Origin of the sequence: Catenuloplanes sp. NPDC051500 (genome assembly GCF_044454585.1) — a bacterium.
Lineage (GTDB): Bacteria > Actinomycetota > Actinomycetes > Mycobacteriales > Micromonosporaceae > Catenuloplanes.
The window spans coordinates 568,702-582,628 of record NZ_JBITDX010000001.1 but is presented as its reverse complement, the minus strand read 5'-3'; the positions used below and the strand labels follow the sequence as shown (position 1 = coordinate 582,628).

Below are 13,927 nucleotides of genomic sequence, written 5' to 3'. Positions count from 1 at the left end.
GCGACGGGTCGCCGCCACGCGACGGATCCCGGGCATCGCCGGTGGCCGGGTCCCAGCCGGCTGCGGCCGGCTCCTGCTGCCACTGCGGTTCGTCGCGGCGGCGGATCGGCACGACCGGCGCCAGCGGCTCCTCCGGGCGTGCGGGCTCCCGCCGTCCCGGCTCGTCGCCTCGGGCGGGCTCGCCGTGCCGCTCGTCCCGCCGGCCCGGCTCCCCGGGGCGTGACGGCTCGCCGCGACGTCCCGGCTCGTCCCCGCGCACGGGCTCCCGGCGGCCGGGCTCGTCGCCACGGACCGGCTCGCGACGTCCCGGCTCGTCCCGCCGCTGGGGCTCGTCTCCGCGGACGGGCTCCCGGCGGCCGGGCTCGTCGCGGCGCTGCGGCTCGTCGGCATGGATCGGCTCGCGGCGTCCGGGCTCGTCGCCCCGGACGGGCTCGCCACGGCGGGTGGGGTCGTCGGCTCGGGCCGGCTCGCGGGTGCGTGCGGGATCGTCCGGGCGTGCGGGGCCGCGTTGGCCCGGCTTGATCCAGGTCCGCTCGCCCCGGCGCGACGGATCCCCGTCCCGGTCCGGCTCGGCTGGTCTCGCGGGCGGCTCCTGCCACCTCGGCTCGCCGGCACGCACGTCCTCGGGCTGGTCCCGCCAGGCCGGATCGCCGTCCCGTCCCGGCCGGTCGCCCCGCGCGGGCCCGCGCCCGGGCACCGGCTCGTCGCGCCGGGCCGGTCGTTCGTCGTCACGCCGATCGGGCCGCTCGTCGTCGCGCCGGACCTGCCGCTCATCGTCGCGGCGGACCGGTCGATCGTCCTCGCGCCGGGCAGGCCGTTCCTCGTCACGGCGGACCGGTCGATCGTCGTCGCGCCGGACCTGCCGCTCATCGTCGCGCCGGACGGGCCGTTCGTCCTCGCGGCGAGCCGGGCGCTCGTCCTCCCGCCGGATCGGCCGTTCGTCGTCCCGGCGGCCGGACCGCTCGTCGGGGTTCGCGGGCAGCGGCTCGCTCCAGTCCTGCACGACCTCGCGGCGGCGCCACGGCTGATCGCCGCGGGGCGTGTCACGCCGTCCATTGCGTGCCTGCTGCCAGTCGTCGGCCTGGTCCCAGCCGAGACGGCGGTCGCGGTCGGGCGCGCCCGTGGAGGCGGCCGGGCGCACGTCGCCAGGCCCTTCCTCCGGCCGGCGCGCAGGGCGGCGCGGACGGTCCGGGTCGCCGGTCCGCCAGTCCTGCTCCGCGGGGCGTCCGCCGCCGTAGCGGTTGCCGTCCCGCTCCCGTCCGGCACGATCGCGGGGATCGGGCTCGTCGCCCCGGCGCGCGCGGTCCCGCGGATCCGCCTCCCGCGGATCGACGTCACGCCCACCGCGGTCCCGCCGGTCACGGGCATCCCGAGAGTCACGGGGGTCCCGCACATCGCGCGGATCCCGCACATCGCGCGGGTCACGGGCATCGCCGCGGCGCCCGCGCACGTCGATCTCGCCCGAGCCGAACTCCGAGTCGGCGTCCACATCACGCGGCTCCGCGCCGCGCCCACCCCGTACCCGTGAATCTCGTGAATCTCTGGGGTCTGCGTCCCGGGGGCCGGGATCGCGGCGGCCGCGGGTGACACCCGGATCGCGCGCGTCGTAGTCGTAGTCGCTCCGCTGGCCGCCGCGTGCCGGACGGTCGCGCGGCGCGTCGTAGCGGCCGCCCCGTGGCTCGTCGTCCTCGGCCGGCGCACGGCGCGGTTCGTCGGCCCGGCCGCGGTCGCCGTAGACCCGGACGTCGTGACCGCCGGCCCGGGTTCGGGGCGGGGACGGCGTGAACTGGTCCTCGTCGTAGTCGTAGCCGTTTGCGCCGGGACGGCGTGGGGTGGCGCGCCCGGATGCGGCGCGCGCGGGGCGGCCGCTGGCGGGTGGGGCCGACGGCGTCGGGTCGTCGGGGTCCGGGCGCACGGAGGAGCGGTAGACGGCGCTGCTGCGCGCCTGCACGGACGGGCCGGGGTCGCCGGGGTACTTCTGCCCGGCAACCTCCATCCACTCGTCGGTCGACTCGACGGCCCATGCGGGCAGCGCGGAACCGCGTCGATCCCTACGCTCCGGCGTCACGGTTCACCCCACCTCGCTGTGCGCTCCCGCTCTGGGCCCTGCGACGGCGGACCGGGACGCGTGCCAGCGGAGACGCTGACGGGCGTCGCATGGTCACGCCGGCTCACCTCATGGGAAATCTATCGCTGGGCAGCCGTGGTAACCGGGTAAAGTCACCCGGTTCGGCGCAGCGATGTCCGCGGAAAGGAGGGTAACGGCGTGGGCTTGTTCAACGCCACTGCGCGCACCATGCCGCCTCAAAAACTCGTCGGACAAATCACGACATTCTGGGTTATCGCGGCATCGGGCTTTCGTCGCTACTCCACATATCGTCAGGCGACGGTCGCCGGGACGTTCACCAACACCGTCTTCGGGTTCCTCCGCTGCTACCTGTTCCTCGCCGTCGCCGGGGGTGCGGTGGTGGACGGCTACACGCCGGAACAGCTGGTCACGTACGTCTGGATGGCGCAGGGGCTGCTCGCGGTGGTGCTGCTCTGGGGCGCGCCCGAGCTGGCCGACCGGATCCGTACCGGCGAGGTCACGGCCGATCTGCTCCGCCCGGTCGACCCGATCAACGCCATGCTCGCCGCGGACCTCGGCCGGGCCTGGTTCGCGGTTCTGACCAGGTGTATTCCGCCGGTGGCGGTAGGTCTGATCTTCTTCGACCCCTACCTGCCGAACAGGTGGCACACGCTGCCGCTCTTCGCCCTCTCCGTCCTTTTTGCGATCGTCATCACTTTCTGCTGTAAATATCTGGTTAACGCCACCGCCTACTGGCTGCTCGACGTCCGCGGCCCCTACGTGCTCTGGACGCTCGGCGCCGGCGTCCTCTCCGGCCTCTACTTCCCGCTCCGCTTCCTGCCCGAGCCCGTGCTGCTGTCGCTGTGGCTGCTCACGCCGATGCCCAGCCTCTTCCAAGCGCCGCTCGACGTGCTTGTCGAGGTCGACGAGACGCCGGTCCAGGTCGGCCTCGTCGGCATCCAGGCGTTCTGGCTTGTCGTCATGATGCTGCTCTGCCGCCTGGTGCAGCGCCGGGCCGAGCGGCACCTGGTGATCCAGGGTGGATGAGCTGCGCGGACTCTGGCACCTGCTGCGCGCCCAGGCGCGGTCCCAGATGAGCTACCGGCTGTCCTTCGCGATCGACCTCGTCTCGAACGTCGGCGCCACCGCGCTGGACGTGCTCACCGTCTTCGTGCTCTACGGCGTGTCAAGCATGATCGGCGGATTCCGGCTCGGTGAGTCGCTGGTCATGATCGGGATCGCGCAGGTCGCGTTCACGCTCGCCGACCTGACCGTCGGCAACATCGAGCGGATCCGGCTGTACGTGCGGACCGGCCTGATGGACGCGGTCCTGATCCGCCCGCTCGGGCCGCTCGGCCAGTTGCTCGCGATGGACCTTCCGTTGCGCAAGCTGTCCCGGGTGACGTTCGCGGTCGTGGTACTTGCCGTCGCGCTGGCCCGGGCCGGCATCGACTGGACGCCGGCCCGGGTCGCACTTGTGATCGCGGCGCCGGCCGGGGGTGCGGTCTTCTTCGGCTCGATCTTCGTGGCCACCGCGTCCGTCGCGTTCTGGTGGATCGAGTCCGGCGAGTTCGGCAGCGCGTTCACCTACGGCGGGCGTGACTTCACGAGCTATCCGGTCACGGTCTTCGGCGGCTGGTTCCGGGGCGTCATCGCATACGGCCTCGGCTTCGCGTTCGTCGCCTACCAGCCCACGCTGGCGTTGCTCGGCCGCGCCGACCCACTCGGCCTGCCCACCTGGGCCGGCTGGGCCGCCCCGCTGGTCTGCCTGCCGGTCGCGCTCGTCGCGGGCCTGGTCTGGCGCACCGGCATCCGCCACTACCGGAGCACCGGATCATGACCGTCATCGAAGCGCACGACCTCAGCAAGACCTTCACGGTGTCGGTCAAAAAGGGCCGCTTCCGCCGCGAACGCCGGGAGACCGCGGCCGTCGCCGGCGTCGACCTGAGCGTGGCGCGCGGCGAGATGGTCGGCTACATCGGCCCGAACGGCGCCGGCAAGTCCACCACGCTGAAGATGATGACCGGCGTGCTGATGCCGTCCGGCGGTCAGGTCACGGTCTGCGGCCTGGTCCCGGTCAAGCAGCGCATCCGGCTCGCGCTGCGGATCGGCGTGGTCTTCGGCCAGCGCTCCCAACTCTGGTGGGACCTGCCGCTCCGCGAGTCGTTCGACCTGCTCCGGCACATCTACCGGGTCCCGCCCGCGGAGCACGCGGCCCGGCTGACCCGCTGCCGCGCGATGCTCGAGCTGGACGAGTTCCTTGACACGCCGGTCCGGCAGCTCTCGCTGGGCCAGCGCATGCGCGGCGAGCTGACCGCGGCGCTGCTGCACGGCCCCGAGGTGCTCTTCCTCGACGAGCCGACGATCGGCCTGGACGTGGTCAGCAAGCAGGCAGTGCGCGCGTTCCTGACCGAGCTGGGCGCCGCCGGGGACACCACGGTGATGCTGACCACCCACGACCTCGCCGACATCGAACGCCTCTGCCGCCGCCTCGTCGTCATCGACCACGGCCGCGTCGTCCACGACGGCACGCTCGACGTGCTCCACGCCCGCTACAACTCCCGGCGCCGCGTCGTCGTCGACCTCGACGAGCCCTCCGCGGCCCCGCTCACGCTCACCGGCGCCACGCTCGACGCCACCGAACTCGACGGCCGCCGCCTCGTCTTCAGCCTCACCACCGGGACCGCCGCCGACGTGGTCGTCCAGGTGGCCCGCGCCGCGGCCGTCCGGGACATCTCAGTCCTCGAACCCGACATCGAAGACGTGATCGCCAAACTCTACAAAAGCGAATAAAGGTCCATTTCCCGCTTTCGCCGTGGTCTGGCCCGCATGCTCCCGCGGGCCAACCGCGCCGACGTCCTCACCTCCGCTTCGCTCCGTTCCGCCGTCGCGGCGGAGCCGGTCCCGCGCCCCAAGAGCAACCCCCGCTCACCTCCCACCCTCCGCCGACAGCCCTCGCCGCTCCCGCAGACGCTCGTGCCGCCCCCGCCGGCCTGTGTGATCAATCAGTGGAGCAAAAGGTAGATCCACATTGCCGGTTGACCTTCTTTTCGCTCCACTGATTGATCACACAGGTGAGGGGGCGGGGCGAGCGACCGTCTGGGGTCAGGGGATTCCGAGGAAGCGGAGGGCGGCAGTGGTGGCGGCGGCGGTGACCACGACTGCGACGAAGGGGGCGCGGCGCCAGGCGAGGAACACGCCGACCAGGACGCCGGCCGGGCGGGCGAGCCCGGCCGGACCGCCGCCCTCGGTGAGCGCGGCCGTGGCGGCCAGCGCGCCGAGCAGTGCGGCGGCGGCGAGCGGGAGAATGCGCCGGACACGGTCCGGAAGGTGCAGGCGGTCCTGGAGCAGGACGCCGGTGACCCGGAACGCGTAGGTGCCGACGGCCAGGGCCACGATGGTCGCGATCAGCATGACGGTTCTCCTGTCGTACCCACGGGGGCCTGTTTCTGTCTTCGGGGGATCAGCAGGGTGAGCAGGCCGGTCAGGGAGAGGAGGACGGGAAGGCCGGCCGGGAGCAGTGGCGTGGTGAGGACGGCGAGCGCGGCGCCGGAGAGCGTGACGTCGCGGGTGGCGCGGTCCTTCAGGGACGGCAGGATCAACGCGATCAGGCCGGCCGGGAAGGCGGCGTCCAGGCCGAGGACGCCGGGGTCGGTGACGGTGCTGCCGAGTGCGATGCCGGCCAGGCTGCCGAGGTTCCAGAAGACGAAGAGCAGGCCGCCGGTGGCCCAGAACGCGACGCGGCGGTTGCGGGGGGCGGACTGGGCCAGCGTGAAGGCGACGGACTCGTCGATCACGAGGTGGCTGCCGAGCAGGCGCTGCCACCAGCGGGTGCCGACGGCGTCCGCGACGGCCAGGCCGAAGGGGAGGTGGCGCGCGTTGACGAGCAGGCCACCGAGGATCGCGGCGACCGGGTTGCCGGCGGCGATCAGGCCCACGGCCATGAACTGGGCGCCGCCCGCGAAGATGAACACCGACATGACGACGACCGACCAGGCGGGCAGGCCGCTGCCGACCGCGATCGCGCCGAACGAGACCGCGACCGCACCGGTGGCGACCGCGATGGCGAACGCGTCCCGGACCACTGAGCTGTTCCGACCCGCTGCCGTTCGATTTGCTGAACGCATGACATGGAATATCGAACGTACCGATCGGTATGTCAAACCGAACGAGAGGTCCGATGAAACGAACGAGTGAGCCGCCGATCGCTGTCATCGCGGCAGCCCTGAAGCGCGAACGGGATCGGCTCGGGCTCTCGCTTGCGGAGGTGGCGCGGCGCGCGGGTGTGGCGAAGTCCACGCTCTCCCAGCTGGAGGCGGGCAGCGGAAACCCGAGCGTGGAGACGCTCTGGTCGCTCGGTAACGCGCTTGACGTGCCCCTGAGCCGGCTCATCGAGCCGCCGGCGCCGGCCGTCCGGGTGATCCGGGCGGGGGAGGGGCCGCGGGTGACGTCCGAGCTGGCCAACTACACAGGCGTGCTGCTCAACGCGGGCGACGGGCGCGCGCGGCGGGACGTCTACCTGGTGGAGACGGAGCCGGGCTCGGTGCGGCTCGCGGAGCCGCACCTGCCCGGCACGGTCGAGCACGGGATCGTGGCGGCCGGGCGGATGCGGCTCGGCCCGGCGGAGAGCCCGGTGGAGTTGGGCCCGGGGGACTACGTGTCGTTCCCGGGCGACGCGCCGCACGTCTACGAGGGGCTGGAGCCCGGCAGCTGGATGATCCTGATCATGGAGCACCCATGATCACGGAGCCGCCGGCAGCACCGCGCCGCGGGGACCGGGGCGGGAAAATTCAGTACTTCTCGCCGACCGCGACCACCGGCACCGGCACCCGCATGCGGCGGAAGCTGAGCGACCGGGAGATCCCGTAGAAGTAGAGCGAGCCCATCCGCTCCGAGGACTTCGGGAAGCGCTCGGTGACCGCCTTCTTGATCTTGCGGCTGATCAGGAAGCTGTCCACGATCACGGCGAGCGTCAGCGCGAGCCAGAGGATGTTGACGACCGTCTGCACCCTCGGGTCCGGGATGGTGGCGCCGAGCAGCACCACGAACGCGCCACCGAGGAAGAACGACCCGGCAGTACGCCGCGAGTCCACCACGTTGCGGACGAGCAGCCGCTCCGGCCCGCGGTCACGCGGTCCACCCTCGCGGCGGAACCGCTCGGACTCGCGCTGGCGGGCAACCTTGCGCTGCTCCTTCGCCTCTTCCTTGGTCAGCGGCGTCCGGCTGACCGGCGCGCCACCGGGGCGGCGCTGGGTGCTCGGCCGCTTCGGCGTGGTGACGCCCAGCTCGCGCTTGCTCGGGGTGTAACCCCTGGTGCCGGGCGAACCGACCTCGGTGGACTCGACCTCGGAGACCTGGTCCTCGACGAGGGCGGTGGACTTACGACGAAACAGCGGCACGTGGCAAGGGTAGCCGCGAGGTGAAGCGGAGCGAAACCGGCCGTCTACCGCACAGTATTCACCCGAACGAACGAGCGGCCGGCACCCACTGGGGTGCCGGCCGCTCGTTCAGGCGGAGTCAGACCCGCTCGACGTTCGCGCCCAGGTCGGAGAGCTTCGTCTCGAAGTTCTCGTAGCCGCGCTTGATCAGGTCGACGCCGTAGACACGCGAGGTGCCCTCGGCCGCGAGCGCCGCGATCAGGTGGCTGAACCCGGCGCGCAGGTCCGGGATGACCAGGTCGGCCGCGTGCAGCTTGGACGGGCCGGCGATGACCGCGGAGTGGTGGAAGTTACGGCGGCCGAAGCGGCACGGCGTACCACCGAGGCAGTCCCGGTACGTCTGGATCGTCGCGCCCATGGTGTTGAGCGACTCCGTGTAGCCGAGCCGCTGCTCGTACACGGTCTCGTGGACGATCGAGATGCCCCGCGCCTGGGTGAGCGCGACCACGAGCGGCTGCTGCCAGTCGGTGGCGAAGCCGGGGTGCACGTCGGTCTCGAGCGCGACAGCTGTCAGCTCGATGCCCGGGTGCCAGAACCGGATGCCGCCCTCGCGGCCCGGCCGGGTCTCGTTCGGCGGGAGCGTGTCGGTGACCTCGAACTGGCCGCCGATGGACCGGAACACGTTGAGGAACGTGCCCATGTCCGCCTGCTGCGCGCCGAGCACCGTGATGTCGCCCCGGGTGGCCAGCGCGGCCGCGGCCCAGGACGCGGCCTCGATCCGGTCCGGGATGGGCCGGTGCGAGTAGCCGCCGAGCCGCTTCACGCCCTGGATCTCGATGACCCGGTCGGTGTGCACCGTGATGATCGCGCCCATCTTCTGCAGGATGCAGATCAGGTCCATGATCTCCGGCTCGACCGCGGCGTTGCGCAGCTCGGTGACGCCCTCGGCGAGGACCGCGGTGAGCAGCACCTGCTCGGTGGCGCCGACGCTCGGGTAGGGCAGCTCGAACTTGGTGCCGTGCAGCCCGTTCGGCGCGGTGAGGTGCATGCCCTCGGGCGCCTTGTCCACGACCGCGCCGAACTGCCGCAGCGCCTGGATGTGGAAGTCGATCGGGCGCGGGCCGATGTGGCAGCCGCCCAGGTCCGGGATGAACGCGTGGCCCAGCCGGTGCAGCAGCGGGCCGCAGAAGAGAATCGGGATCCGGCTGGAGCCGGCGTGCACGTTGATCTCGTCAGTGGAGGCGGACTCGACGTTGGACGGATCGAAGATCAGCTCGCCCTCGGTCTCGCCCTTGCTGACCCTGACTCCGTGCAGCTCCAGCAGGCCGGTGACGACCTCGACGTCGCGGATGTTGGGAACGTCGTAAAGCTTGCTCGGGCTGTCGCCCAGGACCGACGCCACCATCGCCTTGGAGACGAGGTTCTTGGCGCCGCGGACTCGGACCCGGCCGTTCAGTGGAGTGCCACCGTGCACAGCCAGCACGTCGTCAGTCAACGCAACCTCCAGCGCTTGCGTAAGGGGGATGGGCGCCGGCACTCGTCTTGATTCCAACGAGCGGGGGGTGGCGCTTGTCGCGGGGGGAAGCATAGCGCTCGGTTACCAAGACACGAACCCACGCACCGTCCGTCCTGGCGCGAAACCGGGACAGACGGCCGTGGTTCTGTCGTGCATCTTACGGACTTCCCGAAGGGGTGTTACGGCAGCGCAAGCATCCGATCGAGCGCGGAACGGGCATATGCCGAAGTGTCCGGATCGACCGTAATCTGGTTTGGTGTCCGGCCGGCCATAAGTTCTTCCAGAGCCCAGACCAGATGCGGCAGATCGATGCGATTCATAGTCGAGCAGTAACAGACAGTACGTTCGAGGAACGTGATCTGCTTGTCCGGGTGCGCGTCGGCGAGCCGGCGCACGAGGTTCAACTCGGTGCCGACGGCCCACGCCGACCCGGCCGGAGCGGCCTCGATGGTCTTGATGATGTACTCGGTCGAGCCCACGTAATCCGCCGCCGTCACCACCTCGTGCCGGCATTCCGGGTGCACGATGACGTTTACCCCGGGGATGCGCTCGCGAACCTCTTCCACACAAGACAGTGTGAAACGCCCGTGCACGGAGCAGTGGCCGCGCCAGAGGATCATCTTCGCGTCCCGCAGCTGCTCGGGCGTCAGGCCGCCGCCCGGCTTGTGCGGGTCGTAGAGCACGCAGTCGTCAAGCGTGAGGCCCATCTCCAGGACCGCGGTGTTGCGGCCGAGGTGCTGGTCCGGCAGGAAGAAGACCTTGGAACCCTGCTCGTACGCCCAGTCCAGCGCGCGCTTGGCGTTGGACGAGGTGCACACCACGCCGTTGTTGCGGCCGACGAAGCCCTTGATGTCAGCGGACGAGTTCATGTACGTGACCGGCACCACGTCCGAGGCGATGCCCAGATCCTCGAATAGGTCCCACGCGGTCTCCACCTGCGAGAGCACGGCCATGTCGGCCATCGAGCAGCCGGCCGCCAGGTCCGGCAGGATGACCTTCTGCGACTCGGTGGTGAGAATGTCCGCGCTCTCGGCCATGAAGTGCACGCCGCAGAAGACGATGAACTCCGCGTCCGGCCGGTTCGCGGCCTCGCGGGCGAGCTTGAACGAGTCGCCTGTCACATCCGCGAACTGGATCACCTCGTCCCGCTGGTAGTGGTGCCCGAGCACGAACACGCGGTCGCCGAGCGCGAGCTTGGCGGCCGTCGCGCGGGCGACCAGGCCGGGGTCGCTCGGGGATGGAAGATCTCCAGGACAGTCGACGCCGCGCTCGGAGGCCGGGTCGGTGCCCCGGCCCAGCAGGAGCAGGGCGGTTGCGGTATTGGACGGCTCTACCCAGGTCGATGTCACACCAAGATTGTCTCACAGTGAGACCGGCCCGCCGATGTGATCCAGGCTTCCCTCACACTGGTCCGGACGGCGGACTACCAGGAGGTACAGAGCGGTGCGAATCCTGATTTGCCCGGACAAATTCGCGGGAAGTATCGATGCGGTTGCCGCCGCCCAGGCCATCGCCGGTGGCTGGCGCGCCTCCACGGCGACCGACGAGCTGATCGAACGGCCACTCGCCGACGGCGGTCCCGGCTTCATCGACGTGCTCGCGCCGGCAGTGAACGGCCGCCGCGTGACAGTCGACACCGTCGACCCACTCGGCCGCCCGGCAAAAGGCGAAATCCTGATCAAAGACCGCATCGGGTACGTGGAGAGCGCCCACGCCTGCGGCCTGCACCTGCTTGCCGACGCGGAACGGGACCCGAAGCGCACCACCTCCTACGGCCTCGGCCTGCTGCTGCTCGCCGCGCTCGAACACGGCGCCGCCCGCGTCATGATCGGCCTCGGCGGCTCCGCGGTCAACGACGCCGGCGCCGGCATGCTCGCCGCGCTCGATGCCGCCCCGCTGGACGCGGCCGGGTACGCGCTCCCGTACGGCGGCGCCGCGCTCACCGCCGCCCAGGGCCTCACCGGCACGCCCAGGATCCGCGGCGCCGAACTGATCGCCGCCACGGACGTCGACAACCCGCTCACCGGTCTGCACGGCGCGTCCGCGGTCTACGGCCCGCAGAAAGGCGCCAGCCGCGAGGACGTGTTCCTGCTGGACAGCGCGCTTGAACGATTCGCCTCCCTGCTCCAGGCGCTGCCCACCGCACCGCCCGGGCTGGCCGCGCTGCCCGGCGCCGGTGCGGCCGGCGGGCTCGGCGCCGCGATCCTGGCGCTCGGCGGCCACTGCGAGTCCGGCATCGAGCTGGTGACGCGCCTCACCGGGCTGACCGCCGCGCTCGACGAGGCCGACCTGGTGATCACCGGCGAGGGATCGTTCGACCACCAGTCGCTGCGCGGCAAAGTAGTCGCCGGAGTCGCCGGCGGTGCCCGGGACCGCGGCCTGCCGTGCGTGGTGCTGGCCGGGCGGGTCACCACCGGACGGCGCGAGGCAGCCGCGGCCGGCGTCACCGAGACGTATTCACTCGTCGACTTCTACGACGGCGACGTCGAGGCCGCCATGACACGTCCGGCGGCCGGGCTGTCCGCGCTCGCCCAGCGCCTGGCCGGTCAGTACAGCAGGTGAGACGCAGTACAGCAGGTGAGAGCAAGCGCGCAGGGGCACACGCTGCGAAGAGTTTTAGACTGGACGGGAATGCACGGTCAGCGGACATGCGTTGGCCACAGACGGAATAAATCCGCACAGCGCAGGGAGATTTCCAAGTGACCACTTCAGCGCAGACCGGCACAGAGGCCGTGGCCGCAGAGACCACCAAGGCCGCGACCACCGTCCTCCTCACGGACGTGGCGGCGGAGAAGGTCAAGAACCTGATCGAGCAGGAGGGCCGCGACGACCTGCGGCTGCGTGTCGCGGTGCAGCCCGGCGGCTGCTCCGGCCTCCGCTACCAGCTGTTCTTCGACGAGCGTTCGCTCGACGGCGACATCGTCGACGACTTCGACGGCGTCGAGGTCGTCGTGGACCGGATGAGCGCGCCCTACCTGACCGGCGCGACCATCGACTTCGCGGACCGCATCGACGCCCAGGGCTTCACCATCGACAACCCCAACGCGGGCGGAAGCTGCGCCTGCGGCGACAGCTTCCATTAATTTGGTCGTCGCTTCGCTCCTCCGGGCTCGGCGCCACTCCCGGCGCTGACACGGCCACCGGCAGACGAAGAGCGTGTCTGCCGGTGGCCGCGTCAGCTCTGGTCGAACGCGCCTCACGTGGGCGGCCGGGAATCGCGGGGGTCGGGGGAAACTGCAGAGAAAGGCACGGGGGTACGACGTCCACACGTCGTGCCCCCCGATGCTTTGGTCGTACTCCGACACCTTGGTCGTAGCCCGGCACCTTGGTCGTACCTCCGTGCTTTGGTGTGGGGGTAGAGGGGAGGTGGCGGGGAGTTGGCTGGAGGGCGGCGGGGAGGCGGCTGCCGTAGGCTGTTTGAGCTATAGCTGCCGACACCTGAGGGCCGACATGAAGATCGCCGTTACCGGCTCGATCGCCACCGACCATCTGATGCACTTCCCGGGACGGTTCGCGGACCAGCTCCTGGCTGACCAGCTGCACAAGGTGTCGCTGTCCTTCCTCGTCGACGACCTCGTGGTGCGCCGCGGCGGCGTGGCGGCCAACATCGCGTTCGGCATGGGGCAGCTCGGTCTGCGGCCGATCCTGGTCGGCGCGGTCGGGGCGGACTTCGCCGACTACCGCTCCTGGCTGGAGCGCCACGGCGTGGACTGCGGCTCGGTGTACATCAGCGAGGTCGCGCACACCGCGCGCTTCGTCTGCACCACCGACACCGAGATGAACCAGATCGCGTCGTTCTACGCGGGCGCGATGGCCGAGGCCCGCAACATCGAGCTCGCGCCGGTCGCGGACCGCAACGGCGGCCTCGACCTGGTGCTCATCGGTGCGAACGATCCGGCCGCGATGGTCCGCCACTCCGAGGAGTGCCGTGAGCGTGGCCTCCGGTTCGCGGCCGACCCGTCCCAGCAGCTCGCCCGCGTCGAGGGGGCGGACGCGCTGAAGCTGATCGACGGCGCGGAGTTCCTCTTCACGAACGAGTACGAGAAGTCGCTGCTGGAGAGCAAGACCGGCCTGTCCGAGGCGCAGATCCTGGACCGGGTGAAGATCCAGGTCACCACGCTCGGCAAGGACGGCGCGCGGATCTCCGGCCGGGACCTTGAGACGATCCACGTCCCGATCGCCCGCGAGGTGTCCGCCTACGACCCGACAGGCGGCGGCGACGCGTTCCGGTCCGGCTTCTTCGCGGGCCAGACCTGGGGCCTCGGCCTGGAGCGGTCCGCGCAGGTCGGCTCGCTGCTCGCCTCCTACGTGCTTGAGATCATCGGCACCCAGGAGTACGAGATCGGCGCCGACCAGTTCGTCAAGGCGCTCGGCGAGGCCTACGGCGACGCCGCGGCCGAGGACGTGCGCCCGCACCTGATCCCATGAGCACCCGCCCGGTGTTGATCGTCTTCGCCGGGCTGCCGGGGGTCGGCAAGAGCACGCTCGCCCGCCGGGTGGGCGCCGCGCTGCCGGCCCCGGTGCTGCCGGTGGACCCGATCGAGCGGGTCTACGGCGCGGCCGGCCCGCAGGCCTACCAGGCCGTTGCCAATCTGGCTGAGCTCCAGCTCGACCTCGGCCTTCCGGTCGTCGTCGACGCGGTCAACCCGGTAGCCGAGTCCCGCGAGCTGTGGCTCGACCTGGCCGACCGGGCCAAGGTCCCGCTGCGCGTGGTCGAGGTCTGGTGCGGCGACGAGGCCGAACACCGCCGTCGCATCGAGGCCCGCCAGGCCGCCGACCCGTTCTACGCGGATCTCGACTGGGTCCGGGTGCTGGAGCGGCGTGCGGAATATCAGCCCTATGTCGGGCGCCGCGTGGTGGTCGACACCACGGTTCCCGGCGACCCGCTGCAGCCGCTGCTCGACTACCTGCGCACCTGATCGTCCGCCCTGGGCGGAGCCCTCCGCCGGCCTTGCCTGCGGGAGC

At 71.3% G+C, this 13,927-nt stretch carries 13 protein-coding genes and 1 pseudogene; 8 read left to right on the top strand and 6 right to left on the bottom strand.

Annotation, left to right across the window (positions count from 1 at the left end; translation table 11 throughout):
- Positions 1 to 2,068: pseudogene (locus ACIA8K_RS02425) on the bottom strand (hypothetical protein); the annotation flags it as partial.
- Between the two features lie 198 nt (positions 2,069 to 2,266).
- On the opposite strand from ACIA8K_RS02425, the gene ACIA8K_RS02420 reads away from it, so the two are divergent.
- From ACIA8K_RS02420 to ACIA8K_RS02410, 3 genes are read left to right on the top strand one after another with little or no spacing between them, the layout of a single operon-like run.
- Positions 2,267 to 3,115, top strand: coding sequence for an ABC transporter permease (locus ACIA8K_RS02420; RefSeq protein ID WP_396054068.1), 849 nt, complete (start codon positions 2,267 to 2,269; stop codon positions 3,113 to 3,115).
- Positions 3,108 to 3,908, top strand: coding sequence for an ABC transporter permease (locus ACIA8K_RS02415; RefSeq protein WP_396054066.1), 801 nt, complete (start codon positions 3,108 to 3,110; stop codon positions 3,906 to 3,908). Before ACIA8K_RS02420 ends, ACIA8K_RS02415 begins: the two co-directional genes overlap by 8 nt.
- Entirely contained in the window at positions 3,905 to 4,861 is a 957-nt protein-coding gene (locus ACIA8K_RS02410; RefSeq protein ID WP_396054064.1) for an ATP-binding cassette domain-containing protein, read from the top strand. Before ACIA8K_RS02415 ends, ACIA8K_RS02410 begins: the two co-directional genes overlap by 4 nt.
- Positions 4,862 to 5,173: 312 nt before the next feature.
- Here ACIA8K_RS02410 and ACIA8K_RS02405 read toward each other — a convergent pair whose 3' ends face one another.
- Positions 5,174 to 5,482 carry an AzlD domain-containing protein gene (locus ACIA8K_RS02405; protein WP_396054062.1) on the bottom strand — a complete coding sequence of 103 codons (309 nt, stop codon included), beginning with the start codon at positions 5,480 to 5,482 and terminating at the stop codon, positions 5,174 to 5,176.
- Positions 5,476 to 6,195: an AzlC family ABC transporter permease gene (locus tag ACIA8K_RS02400; protein ID WP_396054060.1), complete on the bottom strand. Its 720-nt coding sequence runs from the start codon at positions 6,193 to 6,195 to the stop codon at positions 5,476 to 5,478. Before ACIA8K_RS02400 ends, ACIA8K_RS02405 begins: the two co-directional genes overlap by 7 nt.
- Positions 6,196 to 6,248: 53 nt before the next feature.
- On the opposite strand from ACIA8K_RS02400, the gene ACIA8K_RS02395 reads away from it, so the two are divergent.
- A complete protein-coding gene (locus ACIA8K_RS02395; protein ID WP_396054058.1) occupies positions 6,249 to 6,809 on the top strand; it encodes a helix-turn-helix domain-containing protein in 561 nt (186 codons plus the stop codon).
- A 49-nt stretch (positions 6,810 to 6,858) separates the two neighbouring features.
- On the opposite strand, the gene ACIA8K_RS02390 is transcribed toward ACIA8K_RS02395, so the two are convergent.
- From ACIA8K_RS02390 to nadA, 3 genes are all read right to left on the bottom strand, one after another.
- Positions 6,859 to 7,467 (bottom strand): DUF3043 domain-containing protein, encoded by a 609-nt coding sequence (locus tag ACIA8K_RS02390; RefSeq protein ID WP_396054056.1) that lies wholly within the window; start codon positions 7,465 to 7,467, stop codon positions 6,859 to 6,861.
- A 118-nt stretch (positions 7,468 to 7,585) separates the two neighbouring features.
- Complete coding sequence (gene murA, locus ACIA8K_RS02385; protein WP_396054054.1) at positions 7,586 to 8,941, bottom strand: UDP-N-acetylglucosamine 1-carboxyvinyltransferase; 1,356 nt, start codon at positions 8,939 to 8,941, stop codon at positions 7,586 to 7,588.
- A gap of 200 nt (positions 8,942 to 9,141) precedes the next feature.
- The gene (nadA, locus tag ACIA8K_RS02380; protein WP_396054052.1) at positions 9,142 to 10,311 is read right to left on the bottom strand and encodes a quinolinate synthase NadA; all 1,170 of its coding nucleotides are present in this window, start codon (positions 10,309 to 10,311) and stop codon (positions 9,142 to 9,144) included.
- A gap of 94 nt (positions 10,312 to 10,405) precedes the next feature.
- On the opposite strand from nadA, the gene ACIA8K_RS02375 reads away from it, so the two are divergent.
- The 4 genes from ACIA8K_RS02375 (at position 10,406) to ACIA8K_RS02360 (ending at position 13,881) form a co-directional block, all read left to right on the top strand.
- A complete protein-coding gene (locus ACIA8K_RS02375) occupies positions 10,406 to 11,524 on the top strand; it encodes a glycerate kinase (RefSeq protein WP_396054050.1) in 1,119 nt (372 codons plus the stop codon).
- Positions 11,525 to 11,661: 137 nt separating this feature from the next.
- Positions 11,662 to 12,045 carry an iron-sulfur cluster insertion protein ErpA gene (erpA, locus tag ACIA8K_RS02370; protein ID WP_396054048.1) on the top strand — a complete coding sequence of 128 codons (384 nt, stop codon included), beginning with the start codon at positions 11,662 to 11,664 and terminating at the stop codon, positions 12,043 to 12,045.
- 367 nt (positions 12,046 to 12,412) lie between these two features.
- A complete protein-coding gene (locus ACIA8K_RS02365) occupies positions 12,413 to 13,390 on the top strand; it encodes a carbohydrate kinase family protein (RefSeq protein ID WP_396054046.1) in 978 nt (325 codons plus the stop codon).
- Positions 13,387 to 13,881: an AAA family ATPase gene (locus ACIA8K_RS02360; protein ID WP_396054044.1), complete on the top strand. Its 495-nt coding sequence runs from the start codon at positions 13,387 to 13,389 to the stop codon at positions 13,879 to 13,881. The genes ACIA8K_RS02365 and ACIA8K_RS02360 overlap by 4 nt, the downstream gene beginning before the upstream one ends.
- Positions 13,882 to 13,927 lie beyond the last annotated feature (46 nt).